Origin of the sequence: Catenibacterium sp. GCM10023432 (genome assembly GCF_042651925.1) — a bacterium.
Taxonomy (GTDB): domain Bacteria; phylum Bacillota_I; class Bacilli_A; order Erysipelotrichales; family Coprobacillaceae; genus Catenibacterium; species Catenibacterium mitsuoka.
In genome coordinates, this window is the sequence record NZ_JBHSEB010000109.1 from 1 (window position 1) to 18,002 (window position 18,002).

Consider the following 18,002-nt stretch of genomic DNA (forward strand, 5'->3'; position numbering starts at 1 on the left):
TCTAAGTCCAACTTATTTGTGCTTGAAAAGATAGCGGCGACTTATAAATATTCAGGATATTCTATTTAAGCAGAATTGCCTACTCACCCCTACGTGCTCTGTAGTATACCACCTCTCTTTGATTATACTATTATATCGAGAGGCACACTAGAGTTTTGGTGGATTTGAGTTTGGTTATATATTTGTGTCCGCGCAACGAAGGTGCGGGGAAATGGAGGAAAATATGAATGATTTAATGAAAACCCCTAAAATGACACCAAGAATACAGTCCACATTAAAACATACTGTAGAAGTACCAGAAGTGATGTACAAAGCCAGTGGTATTAATGTGAATGGAAGACGTATAAAAAGTTTATTGTTTAGTACAGATGTTGCACTTATTGCGAATAATAACGCAGATGCGATTCTTTCTGTTTATCCTTTTACACCTACAATCCAGATCACCAATGCGATTATTGGTGTCGCCAGACAACCGGTTTTTGTAGGAGTAGGAGGAGGCACTACCAATGGTGCAAGAGTATTCAAGATTGCCTTAGATGCAGAATTACATGGTGCAGCTGCTGTTGTACTCAATGCCCCTGTACATACAGAAATGATCAGAGAATTATCACGTATAGTAGATATTCCTATTGTCCTCACTGTTGTATCTTTGGACGAAGACTTAGAAGAACGTATGTTACATAGTGGTGCAAGAATCATCAATGTATCTGGTGGAAAGAATACAGTAGAAATCGTCAAGGCACTACGCGCTATTGATAAGGATTTTCCAATTATTGCGACTGGTGGACCAACTGAAGAAACAATTAAAGAAGTCATTGAAGCAGGTGCGAATGCAGTCACTTTCACACCTCCTACAAGTGCTGAAATATTTAAAGATATGATGGAAAACTACCGTGAACAGATGAAGAAGTAGAAATACTTCTTCTTTTTTATACAAAGATAGGGCTTTTGTTTAACATCTATATGAGGATTTATGTTATTATGAGGACAAATGCATAAAGGAGGAATAAATTTTGAAACAATATCTAGATATGTGTCGATATATCCTAGAACATGGTGAAGACCGTCCTGATCGCACAGGGACTGGTACACGTTCTGTATTTGGATATCAGACACGCTATGATTTACGTGAAGGATTTCCTCTTCTTACTACTAAGAAGATGTATTTACGTCCTATTGCGGAAGAACTATTATGGTTTATCAAGGGTGATACAAATATCAAATATCTTGTAGACCGTAATGTAAAAATATGGAACGAATGGCCTTATGAAGACTTTAAGAAGAGTGAAGACTTTAACGGTGAAACATTAGAAGAATTTGTAGAAAAGATCAAGAATGATGATGACTTTGCTAGTAAGCATGGTAACCTTGGTCCTGTTTATGGTGCACAGTGGCGTAACTTCAATAATGAAGGCACTGACCAGCTAATGAAACTCATTGATTCTTTAAAGAATAATCCATTCTCTAGAAGACATATTATTTCTGCATGGAACCCTAGCCAGGTTGATGAGATGGCTTTACCACCATGTCATACACTCATGCAGTTCTATGTATCAAGTGATAAGAAATATTTAAGCTGTCAGTTATATCAGAGAAGTGCTGATACGTTCTTAGGTGTTCCGTTTAATATTGCATCTTATGCTTTACTTACATGTATGCTTGCACAGGTATGTGGCTATGAACCAAAAGAATTTATTCATACAATTGGTGATGCTCATATTTATAAGAATCACTTTGATGTAGTTAAGACTCAGATTGAAAGAGAACCACTTCCTCTTCCTCGTCTTGTATTAAATAAAGATATTGATAATCTATTTGATTTCAAGATTGAAGATATCAAGCTAGAAGGTTATCAATCTCATGGTCCATTGAAAGGTAAGGTCAGTGTATGATCACTATCATTGTTGCAGCTGATAAGAATAATCTCATTGGTAAGAAGGGAACAGACAATGGGATGCCATGGCATAACAGCGAAGACTTTAAACACTTTAGAAGTACAACACTCAATCATACATTATTAATGGGTAAAACAACTTACCAGGCCATTGGTAAACCTTTGCCTAAACGTCATACAATCGTTCTCTCTCATAACTTTGAAGATGAAAGAGTAGAAGTCGTGGATGATTTAGTAGGAACGATTCAATCTTTTAAAGAACGTGGTGAAGACCTCTTTATTTCTGGTGGTGCTTCTGTATATAAACAGGCACTTCCATATTGTGATCAGATTCTTTTATCACGAATTCCTGGAGACTATACAGGGGAAACATATTTCCCTGACTTTTCTGAATATAACTATCGTCTCGTAGAAGAAAAGCCATTTGAGACATTTACACTAGAAATCTATCAAAAATGAAAAGACTTATATTAATTGTGCTTCGTTTCTTCTTTGAATTACCAGTACTGATCTTCCAGTTAAAACATATCAAGAAGCATAAGGATACGATTCCTTTTGAAGATCGTATTGACTGGACAAGAAGACTTCTAAAGAAAGCAACTAAAAGAGCACGTGTTAATCTAACTATTACAGGTACAGAATATCTTCCTGAAACAGGTGGTTTCTTTGTAGCTCCAAACCATCAGGGATTATTTGATATCCTTGCATTATTTGACAGTATTGAACGTCCTTTCAAGATTGTCTTTAAAAAAGAACTATTAGATGTTATCTTCTTAAGAGATGTGGCTGAATTCATGGAATATCCTGCTATTGACCGTACAAACTTAAGAGCTTCTATGAAGCTTATGAGACAGGTTAAAAAGGAAATGTCTGAAGGTATTCCTTATGTGATCTTCCCAGAAGGGACACGTTCTAAAAAAGGAAATGAATTATTAGAATTCAAGGGTGGTTCATTTAAACCGGCTATGGATGCACAGGTGCCAATTATTCCATGTGTCATGCATAACTGTTTTAAAGTATTAGACAGTAATTCTATTAAGAGAGTTGATTGTGGTATTCATTATCTATCACCAATTCCTTATGAAGAATATAAGGATATGAACAGCGTAGAAGTAGCTAATCTTGTACAATCAAGAATACAGACTAAAATGGATGAACTCGAAGAACGTGCTTAGGCATGTTCTTTTTTCATCTAACTATAAATGAAAGGGATAATTTGGTATAATGAGGAACAAGGAAGGAGAGGATACCATGTTTGGACACTTACAGATTAAAAGTGCTTATAGCTTTCAAGAGAGTACTCTATTAATTAATGCGCTTATAGACAACGCAAAATCAAAACATATCCAGGCTCTTGCCTTAACAGATGATAACAACATGTATGGGGCCTATGAATTCTATGAAGCCTGCAAGAAGGCTTCTATTAAGCCGATACTAGGTGTCAATGCCTCTATTATGTTTAATGATGAGTTAATACATTTATTACTTTATGCACGTGATGATGTAGGTTATAAGGATTTGGTACGTATTGTGAGTGATATTAATCTCAATGAGAATAAAGCTATCACATTGAAAGCTTTATCCAACTATCGTGATCATCTTTATGTTGTATCTCATGAATATGAAGATCGACTCATCGAACAAGAAGCCACAAGTAAAGAAGACTTGCTCACTCATGCTCAAATAGAGAGTCCAGTACTAAGTTTTATGAAAATTATGAAGAAGCTCTTTGGTGCCTCTTATCGTATCATGATTGTGGAAGATGGCCTCAAGGGACATACACTTCGTAATCAGACATTGATTAAATATGCTCAATTCTTAGATATTCCCTGTATCTGGGGTAATGATGTGCGTTATTTACATCCACATGATGCCTTTACACTTGATCTCTTACAAGCTTCTAAAAAGGGAGAAGTGCTTTCTAAGGATTATGTACCACTTACAAGTGAGCGTTATCTAAAAACAGAAAAAGAAATCAGAGAATTATTTAGCCGTTATCCAGATATTATTAAGAATACAGAAGAAATGATTGATAACTGTTATGGTTCTATTCAAAAAACAAAGAACGGTCTTCCTCACTATCAGACACCTCATGGTGATAGTGGGGCATATCTCAGACATCTTTGTATTAAAGGATTGAAACAACGCTTTAAAAATCAGACTATCACAGATGATTATAAAGACCGTTTACTTTATGAATTAAAAACTATTCATACTATGGGGTATGATGATTACTTCTTAATTGTATTTGATTATGTACAATATGCGAAAAAACATGGTATACTCGTAGGCCCAGGAAGAGGATCTGCGGCAGGCTCATTGGTTGCCTATTGCTTAGGAATCACAAATATTGATCCTTTAAAATATGATCTTCTTTTTGAACGTTTCTTGAATCCAGAAAGAGTATCCATGCCAGATATTGACGTAGACTTCCAGGATGATCGTCGTGATGAAGTCATTCAATATGTATGCAACAAATATGGTCATGATCATGTGGCACAGATTGTCGCTTTTTCTACATATGGTCCACGTGTCGCAATAAAGGATTTAGGAAAAGTGATGGGTATCCCTTTGCCAAGACTCGAAATGATTGCGAAGATGATACCTACTGCACCTAAACATCGTAAAAGTATTACTGAAGTTTATTCTACAAGTGCCTCATTCCAGGATATGATTCAAAAAGATCCAGTGCTTTCACGCCTTATTGCGCCTATGAGCTTAGTAGAATATCTTCCACGTAATATTACAATGCATGCAGCAGGGGTTGTCTTATCCTATGAACCATTAAGAGATGTTGTGCCTTTGGTCATCGGTCCAAGTGATATGATCATGAGCCAGTATTCTAAGGACTATATTGAAAAAACAGGTTTACTCAAGATGGACTTTTTAGGACTTAAGAATCTGACTATGATTGATTATATTATGAAGGATATAGAAAGAAGACTTGGTCAGACATTTTCTATCAATAGTATTCCTCTTAATGATGCACGTACCTACCACCTTATCTCTCGTGGTGATACAACAGGTGTCTTCCAGTTAGAATCAAGTGGAATGCGTTCATTACTTATGAAGATGAAACCGGATCATTTTGATGATATCGTCGCTGCAGTGGCTTTATATCGACCAGGTCCAATGGAAAATATTCCTCTCTATCTAGAAGGTAGAAAGAATAAAAATAATATTACTTATTTAGTCAAGGAACTTGAACCTATTCTAAAGTCTACTTATGGTATTATGATTTATCAGGAACAGATCATGCAGATTGCTCAGATCATTGCAGGATTCTCTTTAGGACGTGCAGATATATTAAGAAAAGCTGTTTCTAAAAAAGATGAAAGCATGATGGCTAGTATGAAGGAAGAATTCCTTCAGGGAGCTATCAAGAAAGGATTTGATGAAAAGATTGCCTTGAAACTTTATCAGATGATAGAGAAATTTGCGAACTATGGCTTTAATAAGAGTCACTCTGTCGCCTATGGTTATATGGCTTATCAATTGGCTTATTTAAAAGCGAATTATCCACTCTATTTCTTTGCAGCTATTCTTTCCAATGAATCAGGTTCTGCTTCTAGTAAGATGCGTATTATAGAAGAATCTAAACGCTATGGAGTCAAGATTCTTCCACCTTCTATTAATTATTCTTATTCACGCTTTGTAGTAGAAGAAGGAGGAATACGTTATTCTTTAGTCTCTATTAAGAATGTAGGGGCTGCAGGCTATAAGATGATTCTTAAGGAAAGAGAAAAAGGTCTCTTTAAGGATATGTATGATTTCTTATCCCGTATCCCTTCTCTTTCATCTAAGATGCTAGAAAGTTTAATTGATGCAGGAGCTTTTGATGAATTTAATAAAAATCGCGCTTATTTACGTAAGAATATTTCACTGATGTTAGAGTATATTCAATTAGGGGTGGATGAAAAGCCAATCTTTGAAGAAGTCAGAGAAAACAAATATGAACGTTTAGAAAGAGAAAGAGGAGTACTCGGTCTCTATGTATCTACACATCCTATTGTTTATGTAAAACAGAAGATCAAGCATCCCTTAGTTAATCTTGTAGATGTAGAAAACTATATGGATCGTAATATATTAGTTGTATGTTCTATTAGTTCAGTACGTGCCATTGTAGATAAGAAAGGTCGAGAAATGGCATTCATTGAAGGGCAGGATGAAACAGGACAGGTAGAATTTGTCTGCTTCTCTAACCAATATGAACGTTTTAAGAATATATTAGAAAGAGGAAAGATTGTGGAAATGAATGTACGTGTTCAATACCGTGATCGTTTATCTCTTATTATCAATCAAGTAAAGGAGTTATAAAATGGAAGAATTGATTTTAATAGATGGGAACTCATTACTATTTAAGGCATTCTATGCCACTAGCTATACAGGAAACTATATGGTGAATCGTAATGGTATTCCTACTAATGGTGTCTATGGATTTGCCCGTATGGTGGATAAGATCCTTGATAATAATCCTAAGTATGTGATTGTCGCATTTGATTATGGAAAGAAAACATTCCGTAATGAATTGTTGGATACCTATAAAGCCCAAAGAAAAGAAACACCAGAAGAACTGATTCCTCAGTTCTCTCTCGCAAGAGAATACTTAACAGCCCATAATATCACATGGTATGAAGTAGAAGGCTTTGAAGGTGATGATATTATTGGTACACTTGTTGATTTTGGTGAAAAGAATAATCTGAAAGTATCGGTCTATACAGGAGATAAAGATGCATTCCAGCTTATTTCGCCTCAAACGACAATCTATCGTACAGTCAAAGGTGTGACTGAACTTGATATTTATAACGAACAGACTTTACTTGATAAATATGGCTTAAAGCCAGATCAGATCAGAGATTTCCTAGGATTAATGGGTGATACTGCTGATAATATCCCAGGTATCAAAGGTATAGGTGAAAAGACTGCCTTAAAACTATTACACCAGTATGAAACCATTGAAGGATTAGAAGAACACCAGAATGAACTCAAGGGTAAGATGGGTGAAAAGATCAGAGCAGGTATGGAAGATGCCTTAATGAGTAAGAAGGTGGCTACAATACTTAGAGATGTTCCTTTAGATGTTGATTTGAAGAAAGCAGAGTATGAAGGCTATGACTATGACACATTAAAGTCATTCTATGAAACATATGATATGAACTCTTTGATTAAATCTATGACAATTGAAGCAGCACCTAAAAAGGAACTAAAACTAGAAATAGTGGACCATATGCCTGAAATCACAAAAGACAGTGCTGTCTATGCTTCTATTTATGATACAAATTACCATCGTTCTATTATTCTAGGTTATGGTATCTATAATGATGAACAGGCTTATTTTATTTCTTATGAGAATGCCCTTAAGGATGAATCATTCCTTGCTTATCTAAAGGATGAAACTAAGAAGAAGTATGGTTATGATATCAAGAGTGCAGTCATAGGTTCTAGATGGAATGGTGTAGAAATCAATGGTTATACATTTGATTTGTCTCTTGCATCTTATGTATTAGAACCAGCTATTAAAGAAGAACTCAAATATGTATGTACACACTTTGACTATGATGGTGTTCAGTATGATGAAGAAGTATTTGGAAAGGGTGCTAAAAAGCATATTCCAGATGATGCATTACTTGCTCAGCATACTGTTTCTAAAGCCAAGGCTATTTATGAATTAAAAGATGTTGTCACAAAAGAATTAAAAGATAAAAAGCAGTATGAACTATATGAAGACATTGAGCTTCCTGTGACACGTATTCTAGGAGAAATGGAATTTGCAGGAACTGAAATAGACTTAGATGTATTAAAGGAAATGGATGAAGCCTTTGATGAAACAATTGAAAAGTTGTCTAATGATATCTACCGTATTTCAGGTACAACCTTCAACATCTCTTCACCTAAACAGTTAGGTCAGGTCTTATTTGAAGATCTAGGCTTAAAGGGCGGCAAGAAGACAAAGACAGGTTATTCTACAAGCCAGGATGTCTTAGAAAAGATCATTGATGCCCATCCTGTTGTCCCACTTGTTCTTGAATATAGAATGTTGACTAAACTCTCTTCTACATACTTAAAAGGACTGCAGGAACAGGTCTTCCCAGACAATAAGATTCATACAATCTACAAACAGACACTTACCCATACAGGACGTTTGTCTTCTGTTGATCCAAATCTTCAGAATATTCCTGTAAGAAGTGAAGAAGGAAAATTAATTAGAAAAGCCTTTGTATCACATAATGGTTATCTTGTATCCTTCGACTATTCTCAGATTGAGTTAAGAATACTGGCACATATGGCTCATGTAACGAACCTTATTGATGCCTTTAATCAAGGTAAGGATATCCATAGACATACAGCTGCTTTAGTATTTGGTGTGAAAGATGAAGAAGTCACTCCACAGATGCGTTCACAGGCGAAAGCCGTTAACTTTGGAATCATCTATGGTATGAGTGAATTCAGACTCTCTAAGGACATTGGTATGTCCATTACCGAAGCAAGAAACTTCATTAATAAATATTTTGAAACATATCCAGAAGTAAAAACATATATGGATGAAGTCGTAGAAGTATGTAAAAAACAGGGTTATGTCTCTACACTATTAAATAGAAAAAGATATATTCCTACCATCAATGATAAGAACTTCATGGTACGTCAGCAGGCACAGAGATATGCAATGAATACACCAATCCAGGGAACGGGAGCAGATATTCTAAAACTTGCGATGATTGAAGTGGATAAAGCACTCAAAGTTCATCACTTAAAATCTCAGATGATTCTTCAGGTACATGATGAATTGATCTTTGATGTCTTTGAAGATGAACTAGAAGAAGTGATGTCTCTTGTGAAAGAAAAGATGGAAAACTGCATTAAGATGGATGTACCTCTTATTGTAGAAGGCAACTATGCCAAGAACTGGTGTGAATTAAAGTAATGCCTGAATTACCAGAAGTAGAAACAGTACGAAGAACCCTTAAGAACTTCGTACTTCATAAAACAATTGACTCTATAGAAGTACGTTATCCACGTATTATTGATGGCGATGTAGAAACATTTGTCTCTACACTTATTCATCAATCCATATGCGATATAGATCGATATGGTAAATATTTGATCTTTATTTTAGATCATGACGCATTTATTTCTCATCTAAGAATGGAAGGGAAATACAATATAAAACAGAAAGATGAACCCTATGATAAACATGATCATATTATCTTTCATATGACAGATGGCACAGATCTTCGTTATAACGATACAAGAAAGTTTGGTCGTATGCAGTTAGTAGACAAAGAATACTATCGTGAATATCCACCACTGAGTCGTTTAGGACAGGAACCAATGGAAGCGACATTTGACTATATCTATCCACATATCCATCAAAGTCATCTGCCTATCAAACAATTATTATTAGACCAGACTATTTTTACTGGAATTGGAAATATCTATGCGAATGAAATATGTTTTAGAATGGGTATGGATCCTCGTACAAGAGGAGACAGATTTTCAAAGAAACGTATTTTAGAATTAATAGAAGTATCCAGTACTATTTTAAAGGAAGCCATTGCCCAGGGTGGGACAACTATCCATTCATTTGATGCCAATGGAATCCATGGCTTATTTCAGGTTACTTTATCTGTTCATGCACAAACAACATGTTCAAAGTGCAAGGGACCTATAAAGAAAATCACAATTGCAGGAAGAGGAACATATTATTGTCCTCACTGTCAGAAAAGGAGATACTAAATATGTTGAATTGGGGTGTAATAGGATTAGGAAGAATTGCCCAGAGATTCTGTGAGAGTCTCTCTCATTTTGATGAAGCATGCTTTTATGCAGGGGCTTCTCATAATCCGGAAAAAAGACAACAATTTAAGGAACTCTATCATCCAGAAAAAATCTATGATGATTATATGAAGTTACTAGAAGATGAGAATGTAGATATTGTCTATATCGCATTGCCACATGCCTCTCATTACAAGTATGCATTAGAAGCAATGAAGCATCATAAAGCTGTTTTAGTAGAAAAACCAGCCACCTTGACAAGCAAAGAAATAAGAACACTCTGTGACTATTCAGAAAAGAATCATGTCTTCTTTATGGAAGCCATGAAATCCAGATTTATTCCAATGATCAATCAAGTTCATAAAGAAATAGATAAAGGTATTATTGGAGATATTGTTTCTATAGAAAACCATTTTCAATCCATTGTACCTTATGATGAGCATTCTTATATTTATGATCCAAAACAAGGTGGTGCTTTATATGATACAGGCATTTATAATATTGCGACTGTCTTAGATTTTGTGAAGAGTCCTGTCGTTTCTATTTCTAATGATGTGAAAGTAGAACATGGTGTAGATGTTCATGATTCGATTACTCTAGAATTTGAAAATGGTGTCAAAGCCTTTATGGAAGCTTCACTTGATGGACCAGTAAGAAAAGATATGATTATTACAGGTACTAAAGGGACTATCACACTAGATCCATTCTATCGTCCTACAAAAGCAGTTATTTCATTTAATGGTGAATCCTTCACAGGAGAAATCCCTTATGATACTGATGATTTCCATACTGAAATAGAAGCTTGTCATGAATCTATTGCGTACATTAAGGTAGAAAGTGATCGTATGAGTCATCAGGATAGTATTGATTGTATAGAACTTATGGAACGTATTGGAGAAACAATATGCAGGTCATAGGACTCACTGGTGGTATTGCGAGTGGGAAGAGTACAGTTAGTTATTATTTAATGACTCATGGCTATGAAGTGATTGATGCAGATGAAATCTCACGTCATGCATTAGAACCTGATACAAAAGCTTTTAAACAGGTTATTGAACACTTTCCTGTACTTGAAAACGAAAAAATCAACAGACAGAAGCTGGCAGATATTATCTTTAATAATCAGGATGAAAAGAACTATCTAGAAGGCATCCTACATCCCTATATTAGAAGCGTCATTGTACAAAAAATCAAACAATCTAAAAATAACCTTGTCTTTATTGATGTCCCATTGTTATTTGAAGCAGGGTGGGATGATCTATGTGATCATACAGTAGTCGTTAGCTGCGACAAAGAAACACAGATCCAAAGAGTCTTATCCCGTGACCATTGTACACGTACACAGGCATTAGATCGTATTAGAAACCAGATGTCTTTAGAAGACAAAGAAAAACGTGCGGATTATATCATTAGAAACAATACAAACTATTATGATTTAGAAAAAGAAATATTACGTGTCTTAAAGGAGGTGGAATAAGATGTTATATGCAACAGATGTCTATTTAAGTGAACGTTCATTACCACTTAGTAGTAATGACTGTGATATTCTCACTTATTTATATGCACCATTACTCAAGACACAGGCTTATAGCCTTTATATGTATTTGAATGTTGAATCTATGCGTATGCGTCATTTCCATCAGCCTTGTGCGATCAGTCGCTTGACTATGGCTTTAAATCTAGACTTGGAAGAATTAGACCAGGCAAGAAAGACTCTAGAAGGCTTAAGTTTACTTAAGTCCTACTATAAAGAATCAGAAGGGCAGGGGGTCTATATCTTTCACTTAATGACACCACTTTCTGTCAATGCCTTCTTTAGAAATCAGATACTTGCAGGTTTATTACAGAAGACAATCGGTATAGAAGAATATACTAAAACAAAGAATTACTTCCGTTCAGGACTAGAAAAGCTCACTGAATATGAGGAAGTCACATCATGCTTTGAAGATGTCTTCACAATTGATTTATCACAGAATAAACCATTACGACATGATTCAGGATATCAGGAAGAAGAAAGTGAACGTCCTGTTATTCACTATGATCTCACGCTCTTCTATGAAACATTGAAGGATTATCAGGTTCCTATGAAAATAGTGAATCGTAATGAAGATACAATTAAGCAGATTGCGACTCTTTATGCAATTGATCAATTATCTCTCGCCTTAATGGTTAAGGATGCGATTGTGGAAGGTAAGTTTAATCGTAAAGCTTTAGTAGAACAGGCTAAACGTTACTATAGTGCTGATTCAGCAAATTCACTTAAAGAGGTCTATCACACTCAGCCCATTCAGCATGCTTCACCACAAACTGATGATGATAACTTAAACAAGCACTTTAGATATCTAGAGACAATCTCACCTTATCAGCTATTAAAGAATAAGCAGGGAGGAAAAGAACCAGCCCTTCATGATCTCAATATTGCGGAATCATTGATGGCTTTAGGTCTTACTCCTGCAGTCACTAATATGTTGATAGAATATGTTTTAGGTAGAAGTAATGGACGACTAGACAAGAACTATTGTGAAACAATTGGTGCTTCATGGGTAAGAAAAGGGTTAAAGACAGCTCGTGATGCGTATCAGGAGGTTCATAATTCAAAACCTCAGCAAACAATAAAGAAGACAACAAAGAAACCTGAAAAGAAACAACAGAAAGTGACAGAACAAGATAAAGAAGAATTAAGAAGACTAATGGAAGAACTAGGAGGTGATCTATGATGATGAAAGCGGGTCAGATTCTTTCATTTGATAAAGAATTAGAAAATACAAGAAACCAAAGTCTACAAGAGTTAGTTAAAAGACAAGATATTAGAGAATTCGTAGAAAAGAATCATCTCACTCAAAAGGCTCTAGAAGATGCCTGGGTGGACTTACTTGCCTATGTGGATGATCATGAACCTTGTGTGCATTGTCATGGTATCAATGAATGTCCTAAGATGAATAAAGGTCAGCAGATTACTTTGAGCTATGATTCCTATGTTCATCGTGATGTGTGCAGCTGTATTTATGGTCTTGAAAAGCATGAAAATGATCAGCTTCTTTCTCGCTTCCATTACAACAACATGTCTACTAGACTTGCTCTTATTAGCCTAAAGGATATGAGTGCTGAAGCAATGAATAAAGAAAACTCAGGTACGATGCATTTAACTAAACAGTTGGTTGAATATGTCAATAAACCACAAACAAAAGGCTTCTTAGTATGTGGTGGACCCAATCGTACAAGAATTATGGCAGGTATGATGAATGCACTTGCGAGACGTGGCTATGAAGTAGGCTTATGTCATGTACCTACACTTATGGCAGATGTCAAAGCAAGCTTTAATTCAAATGAAGATACATTTTTAGTAGAACTTGTAAAAAACATCCCTTATTTACTTTTGGATAGTGTAGGGGAAGAAAATGTCACGAACTGGTCTAGAGATGAAGTTCTTGCAATGATTTTAGACTATCGTATTTTAAATGAATTGCCTACTTTCATGACTTCTGCATACAGTTTTGAAGATCTGGAAACGATTTACATGAGTAAATATAATGATAAACGTGAACAGTTAAGAGCAAAAAATATTGTTTCTAAAATGAAAGCGCTATGTTGTGAAATAATTATTGACTAAAAAAATTGATTGGAATAGAATTATTGATGGTAAGGAACGAACAATTATGCTAGAATGATTTTGAATATAATTCATAAGTTGAGAGGAGAAAAAAATGGTTAAGTGTATTGGTGTTTTGACTTCTGGGGGAGATGCTCCTGGGATGAACGCTGCAATTCGTGCAGTAGCTAGAACTTGTCTTAACAAGGGTATTGAAGTATATGGCGTTAGACTTGGCTATAAAGGTCTTCATGAAGGTAAGTTCATGAAATTCGATCGTCATAGTACTCGTAATATCATCAATAATGGTGGTACTATTTTAAAATCTGCTCGTTTCCCTGAATTCAAAGATCCTGAAATCAGAAAAGAAGCAATCGAACAGATGAAAAAAGTAGGTATGGAAGCATTAGTAGTCATCGGTGGTGATGGTTCATACAATGGTGCTTTAAAGCTAACAGAAATGGGAGTAAATTGTATTGGTCTTCCAGGAACAATTGACAATGATATTCCTGATACTGATTTCACAATTGGATTTGATACTGCATTAAATACAATTGTTGAAGCATTAGATAGATTAAGAGATACTTCTTCTTCACATCAGAGATGTACTATCCTTGAAGTAATGGGTAGAAGATGTGGTGACCTTGCAATTAATGCAGGTATCGCGGCTGGTGCTGAACTAGTAATCACTTCTGATACTGGTTATGATGAAGAAAAGATCATCGAAAGATTAAAACAGTCAAAAGCATCTGATAAGGACCATGCAATCGTGGTTATTACTGAACATATCACTGATGTCAATGAACTTGCAAAGAAAGTCGAAGCTGCAACAGGTTTCGAAACTCGTGCAAATGTCTTAGGTCATTTACAGCGTGGTGGTAGACCAACTGCAAGAGACCGTGTCTTAGCTAGCCGTATGGGTGTTAAGGCTGTAGAACTTCTTGAAGAAGGTAAAGGTGGACTTTGCGTAGGTGAAGTACATGGTCAGATTACTGCTTTCCCTATCACAGAAGTATTAAGTCATAAGCATGCAGCTGATTCTGGTATTTACGAAGACGCTAAGAAATTACGTTAATTTCTCAGTGTGTTTGTTAAATATATATAACGGAGTGTAAATTTATTTGGTTGATTAAGGAGTCTAAAATGGTTAAAGAAAAAATGAAAAAAACAAAAATTGTTTGTACTATTGGTCCTGCTTCACAGGATAAAGAAATGTTAAAGAAGCTTGTTAAAGCTGGTATGAACGTAATGCGTTGTAACTTCTCTCATGGTGACTATGAAGAACATGCTATGAAGATGGATACTTTAAGAGAAGTAAACAAGGAATTAGGTACTGATGTAGCTATCATGCTTGATACTAAAGGTCCTGAAATCCGTACTGGTGCTTTCGAAGGTGGATTCACTGAATTCAAGAAAGGTCAGGTTTCAGTAATCACTCCAGAAGAAATTGTTGGTTCTGCAGATCGTTTCACAATTTCTTATAAGGAATTATACAAAGATGTTAAGCCTGGTGCTTATATCTTAGTTAACGATGGTCAGGTTGCATTATTAGTTGACCACGTTGAAGGTAAGGATATCTATTGTGTAGCTGCTAACGATGGTAGAGTTAAGAACACTCGTGGTATCAACGTTCCAGGTACTAAGTTACAGTTCGAATTCTTATCAGAAAAAGATAAGAACGACTTAATCTTCGGTTGCAAACAGGATGTAAACTTCATCGCTGCTTCATTCGTAAGAAGAAAACAGGATGTATTAGATATTAAGAAATTAATTGCTGAAAACGGTAAGCCAGATATCAAAGTATTACCAAAGATCGAATGTGTTGAAGGTGTTGAAAACATCGATGAAATCATCGAAGTAGCTGATGGTATCATGGTTGCTCGTGGTGACTTAGGTGTAGAAGTACCTGCTGAAGATGTACCTCTAATCCAGAAGTCAATCATCAAGAAATGTAATGCTGCTGGTAAGATCGTTATTACTGCAACTCAGATGCTTGAATCTATGCAGGAAAACCCAAGACCAACAAGAGCTGAAGTATCTGACGTAGCTAACGCTATCTATGATGGTACTGATGCTATCATGTTATCTGGTGAATCTGCTCAGGGTAAATATCCTGAAGAAGCAGTATTAACTATGAACAAGATTGCTCATAAGATCGAAGAAAACTTAGACTATGCTTCAATCTTAAGAAGAGCTATCAGAACTGCTGATAATACAAACCCTTCAGAAGCTATCTGTATGTCAGTTGCTGAAATTGCTGCAAACTTCAACGTTTCAGCTATCATCGCATTCACTGAAACAGGTGCAACTGCAAAACGTATGTCACGTTATAGACCACATTGCCCAATCATCGCTCCAACTCCATCTGATGATACAGTTAAGAAATTAGCTCTTAACTGGGGTGTTAAGCCTGTACTTTGCAAATCTATGAAATCAAGAGAAGGTTTAATGGATCTTGCAATGGTTATCGCTAAGGAAAACGGAATTTCAGCTGGTGAACAGGTAATCGTAACTGGTGGTACTCCAGGTGTTTCTGGTTTAACAAGTTACTTAGAAATCGTTACAATCAAATAATTTTTGATAATTAGGAATAGGGTGACCTATTCCTTTTTTCTTTATTGACAATTAACTGAAGTGGTGTACAATAAAGGCACAAGCTACGAAACAGGATATGTCTTTAAGATAAAAGCTTACTAGAGAGGAAGAAATGGTGGAAACTTCCAAGATATTTACTTAAAGGTACTCCCTGTGATGCTGAACTCGAAAGAGATTCCGTTACTCGCGTTAAGAGATCAGAGGTTATGCATTGCATAACGAATAAAGGTGGTAACACGAGACTTCGTCCTTTGATGAGGTCTCTTTTTATTTATAGGAGGAGAATATGAGCGATTTTTTAAATGACAAAGATTTAAATACTTTAAATCATTCATGTGCACACGTATTAGCACAGGCAGTTAAACATCTTTATCCACAGGCTAAATTCTGGGTTGGTCCAGTAGTCGAAGAAGGATTCTATTATGATATCGATTTAGGTGATCAGACTATTTCTGATGATGACTTACCAAAGATTGAAAAAGAAATGAAGAAAATCTGTAAAGATGGTAAGAGAATCGTGAGACATGAAGTCTCTAAAGAAGAAGCTTTAGAAGAATTCAAGGATGATGAATATAAGCTAGACTTAATCAATGGTTTAGAAGATGGTACAATCACAACTTATTCACAGGGTGATTTCACTGACTTATGTCGTGGCCCACATGTAGAAACAGTTAAATTATGTAAGAACTTCAAGTTAATCAAACATTCAGGTGCTTATTGGAAAGGTGATAAGAACAACAAGGTTCTTCAGAGAATCTATGGTGTATGTTTCCCAACTAAAGAAGAATTAGAAGCACATCTTCAGTTATTAGAAGAAGCAAAGGAAAGAGACCACAGAAGACTTGGTAAAGAATTAGGTATCTTCATGTTTGCGGATATCGTAGGTAAAGGGTTACCAATGTGGTTACCAAATGGTTTTACTGTAAGACGTTTATTATCTGATTACATCATGAACAAAGAATTAGAATTAGGTTATGAACATGTTATGACACCTTCTCTTGGTAACGTTAAGTTATACAAGAAATCAGGACATTGGGCACATTATAAAGATGATATGTTCCCAGCTATGGAATTAGATGATGAAGCATATGTATTAAGACCTATGAACTGTCCACACCATATGGTTATGTATAAATCTACATTACATTCATATCGTGATCTTCCAGTTAGAATTGCGGAAATTGCGAACGATTTCCGTTTTGAAGCAAGTGGTGCTTTAACTGGTATCGAACGTGCAAGAGCCTTCACACAGAACGATTCACATATCTTCTGTCGTCCAGACCAGATTGCTCAGGAATTCAAGAATGTAGCACACTTAATCTTAGATGTATATAAAGACTTTGGTTTTAAAGATTATTCATTCCGTTTATCATTAAGAGATAAGAACAACAAAGAAAAGTATTTCGGTAATGATGAATTATGGGAAAAGAGTGAAAATGAATTACGTGAAGTATTAAAAGAAATGGATGTAGAATTCTATGAAGCAGAAGGCGAAGCAGCATTCTATGGTCCTAAACTTGACGTACAGGTAAAGAGTGCATTAGGACATGATGTTACTTTATCTACTATCCAGTTAGACTACCAGCTACCAGAAAGATTCGAATTAACTTATGTTGATGAAAATGGTGATAAGGTAAGACCGGTTGTTATTCATAGAGCAATCTTAGGTTCATTAGACCGTTTCGTTGCCTTCTTATTAGAAGAAACAAAAGGTAACCTTCCTCTATGGTTAGCCCCTACTCAGGTTCAGGTTATTCCAGTTAAACTTGAATACCATGATGAATACGCAAAAGAAGTTGTGGCTAAGTTAAGAAAAGCACACTTCAGAGTAAATAACGATAATAGAGATGAAAAGCTCGGTTATCGTATCAGAGAAGCACAGTTAAAGAAGATCCCTTATCAGTTAGTACTTGGTGATAACGAAAGAGATAATGGTACTGTGACTTATCGTAAACATGGTGAAAAGAAACAGACTACAGTAACTTTTGAAGAATTCGTAGAATTATTAAATACAGAAGTAGAAAATAAAACTTTAAGCCACTAATACATTTGACTCCCTTCACTGGGAGTCTTTTTTTGTGAAAAGACAAAAATCCGTATGTTTTGTTTGCTTTCAAAGTGTTTTACCCCCTATAATAGACTATACAATAA

General features: G+C 35.6%; 14 protein-coding genes. All 14 read left to right on the forward strand.

The window, feature by feature from the left end; translation table 11 throughout:
* The first annotated feature begins 223 nt into the window (after positions 1-223).
* Positions 224-913 carry a hypothetical protein gene (locus tag ACFOZZ_RS12915; RefSeq protein WP_055232691.1) on the forward strand — a complete coding sequence of 230 codons (690 nt, stop codon included), beginning with the start codon at positions 224-226 and terminating at the stop codon, positions 911-913.
* 118 nt (positions 914-1,031) lie between these two features.
* Positions 1,032-1,892, forward strand: a complete 861-nt coding sequence (locus ACFOZZ_RS12920) for a thymidylate synthase (RefSeq protein WP_349677207.1) — start codon at positions 1,032-1,034, stop codon at positions 1,890-1,892.
* Complete coding sequence (locus ACFOZZ_RS12925) at positions 1,889-2,353, forward strand: dihydrofolate reductase (protein ID WP_270396852.1); 465 nt, start codon at positions 1,889-1,891, stop codon at positions 2,351-2,353. Before ACFOZZ_RS12920 ends, ACFOZZ_RS12925 begins: the two co-directional genes overlap by 4 nt.
* Positions 2,350-3,069: a lysophospholipid acyltransferase family protein gene (locus ACFOZZ_RS12930; protein ID WP_055288797.1), complete on the forward strand. Its 720-nt coding sequence runs from the start codon at positions 2,350-2,352 to the stop codon at positions 3,067-3,069. Before ACFOZZ_RS12925 ends, ACFOZZ_RS12930 begins: the two co-directional genes overlap by 4 nt.
* A gap of 76 nt (positions 3,070-3,145) precedes the next feature.
* Entirely contained in the window at positions 3,146-6,211 is a 3,066-nt protein-coding gene (dnaE, locus tag ACFOZZ_RS12935) for a DNA polymerase III subunit alpha (protein WP_376815396.1), read from the forward strand.
* Position 6,212: 1 nt separating this feature from the next.
* Entirely contained in the window at positions 6,213-8,816 is a 2,604-nt protein-coding gene (polA, locus tag ACFOZZ_RS12940; RefSeq protein WP_055232679.1) for a DNA polymerase I, read from the forward strand.
* Positions 8,816-9,628: a bifunctional DNA-formamidopyrimidine glycosylase/DNA-(apurinic or apyrimidinic site) lyase gene (gene mutM, locus ACFOZZ_RS12945; RefSeq protein WP_376815397.1), complete on the forward strand. Its 813-nt coding sequence runs from the start codon at positions 8,816-8,818 to the stop codon at positions 9,626-9,628. Before polA ends, mutM begins: the two co-directional genes overlap by 1 nt.
* A 2-nt stretch (positions 9,629-9,630) precedes the next feature.
* Entirely contained in the window at positions 9,631-10,584 is a 954-nt protein-coding gene (locus ACFOZZ_RS12950; RefSeq protein ID WP_376815398.1) for a Gfo/Idh/MocA family protein, read from the forward strand.
* Complete coding sequence (gene coaE / locus ACFOZZ_RS12955) at positions 10,572-11,144, forward strand: dephospho-CoA kinase (protein ID WP_286696738.1); 573 nt, start codon at positions 10,572-10,574, stop codon at positions 11,142-11,144. The genes ACFOZZ_RS12950 and coaE overlap by 13 nt, the downstream gene beginning before the upstream one ends.
* Before the next feature lies 1 nt (position 11,145).
* Positions 11,146-12,384 (forward strand): DnaD domain protein, encoded by a 1,239-nt coding sequence (locus ACFOZZ_RS12960; protein WP_286696737.1) that lies wholly within the window; start codon positions 11,146-11,148, stop codon positions 12,382-12,384.
* Positions 12,381-13,277, forward strand: coding sequence for a hypothetical protein (locus ACFOZZ_RS12965; protein ID WP_376815399.1), 897 nt, complete (start codon positions 12,381-12,383; stop codon positions 13,275-13,277). Before ACFOZZ_RS12960 ends, ACFOZZ_RS12965 begins: the two co-directional genes overlap by 4 nt.
* A 94-nt stretch (positions 13,278-13,371) precedes the next feature.
* Complete coding sequence (gene pfkA / locus ACFOZZ_RS12970; RefSeq protein WP_278778804.1) at positions 13,372-14,331, forward strand: 6-phosphofructokinase; 960 nt, start codon at positions 13,372-13,374, stop codon at positions 14,329-14,331.
* 68 nt (positions 14,332-14,399) lie between these two features.
* Positions 14,400-15,830, forward strand: coding sequence for a pyruvate kinase (gene pyk, locus ACFOZZ_RS12975; RefSeq protein WP_055232669.1), 1,431 nt, complete (start codon positions 14,400-14,402; stop codon positions 15,828-15,830).
* 307 nt (positions 15,831-16,137) lie between these two features.
* Positions 16,138-17,895, forward strand: a complete 1,758-nt coding sequence (thrS, locus tag ACFOZZ_RS12980; protein ID WP_055232667.1) for a threonine--tRNA ligase — start codon at positions 16,138-16,140, stop codon at positions 17,893-17,895.
* Positions 17,896-18,002 lie beyond the last annotated feature (107 nt).

Coding starts and splice junctions, on each gene's coding strand:
- ACFOZZ_RS12915 (WP_055232691.1), top strand. CDS start 224: ATGAATGATTTAATGAAAACCCCTAAAATGACACCAAGAATACAGTCC.
- ACFOZZ_RS12920 (WP_349677207.1), top strand. CDS start 1,032: ATGTGTCGATATATCCTAGAACATGGTGAAGACCGTCCTGATCGCACA.
- ACFOZZ_RS12925 (WP_270396852.1), top strand. CDS start 1,889: ATGATCACTATCATTGTTGCAGCTGATAAGAATAATCTCATTGGTAAG.
- ACFOZZ_RS12930 (WP_055288797.1), top strand. CDS start 2,350: ATGAAAAGACTTATATTAATTGTGCTTCGTTTCTTCTTTGAATTACCA.
- dnaE (WP_376815396.1), top strand. CDS start 3,146: ATGTTTGGACACTTACAGATTAAAAGTGCTTATAGCTTTCAAGAGAGT.
- polA (WP_055232679.1), top strand. CDS start 6,213: ATGGAAGAATTGATTTTAATAGATGGGAACTCATTACTATTTAAGGCA.
- mutM (WP_376815397.1), top strand. CDS start 8,816: ATGCCTGAATTACCAGAAGTAGAAACAGTACGAAGAACCCTTAAGAAC.
- ACFOZZ_RS12950 (WP_376815398.1), top strand. CDS start 9,631: ATGTTGAATTGGGGTGTAATAGGATTAGGAAGAATTGCCCAGAGATTC.
- coaE (WP_286696738.1), top strand. CDS start 10,572: ATGCAGGTCATAGGACTCACTGGTGGTATTGCGAGTGGGAAGAGTACA.
- ACFOZZ_RS12960 (WP_286696737.1), top strand. CDS start 11,146: ATGTTATATGCAACAGATGTCTATTTAAGTGAACGTTCATTACCACTT.
- ACFOZZ_RS12965 (WP_376815399.1), top strand. CDS start 12,381: ATGATGATGAAAGCGGGTCAGATTCTTTCATTTGATAAAGAATTAGAA.
- pfkA (WP_278778804.1), top strand. CDS start 13,372: ATGGTTAAGTGTATTGGTGTTTTGACTTCTGGGGGAGATGCTCCTGGG.
- pyk (WP_055232669.1), top strand. CDS start 14,400: ATGGTTAAAGAAAAAATGAAAAAAACAAAAATTGTTTGTACTATTGGT.
- thrS (WP_055232667.1), top strand. CDS start 16,138: ATGAGCGATTTTTTAAATGACAAAGATTTAAATACTTTAAATCATTCA.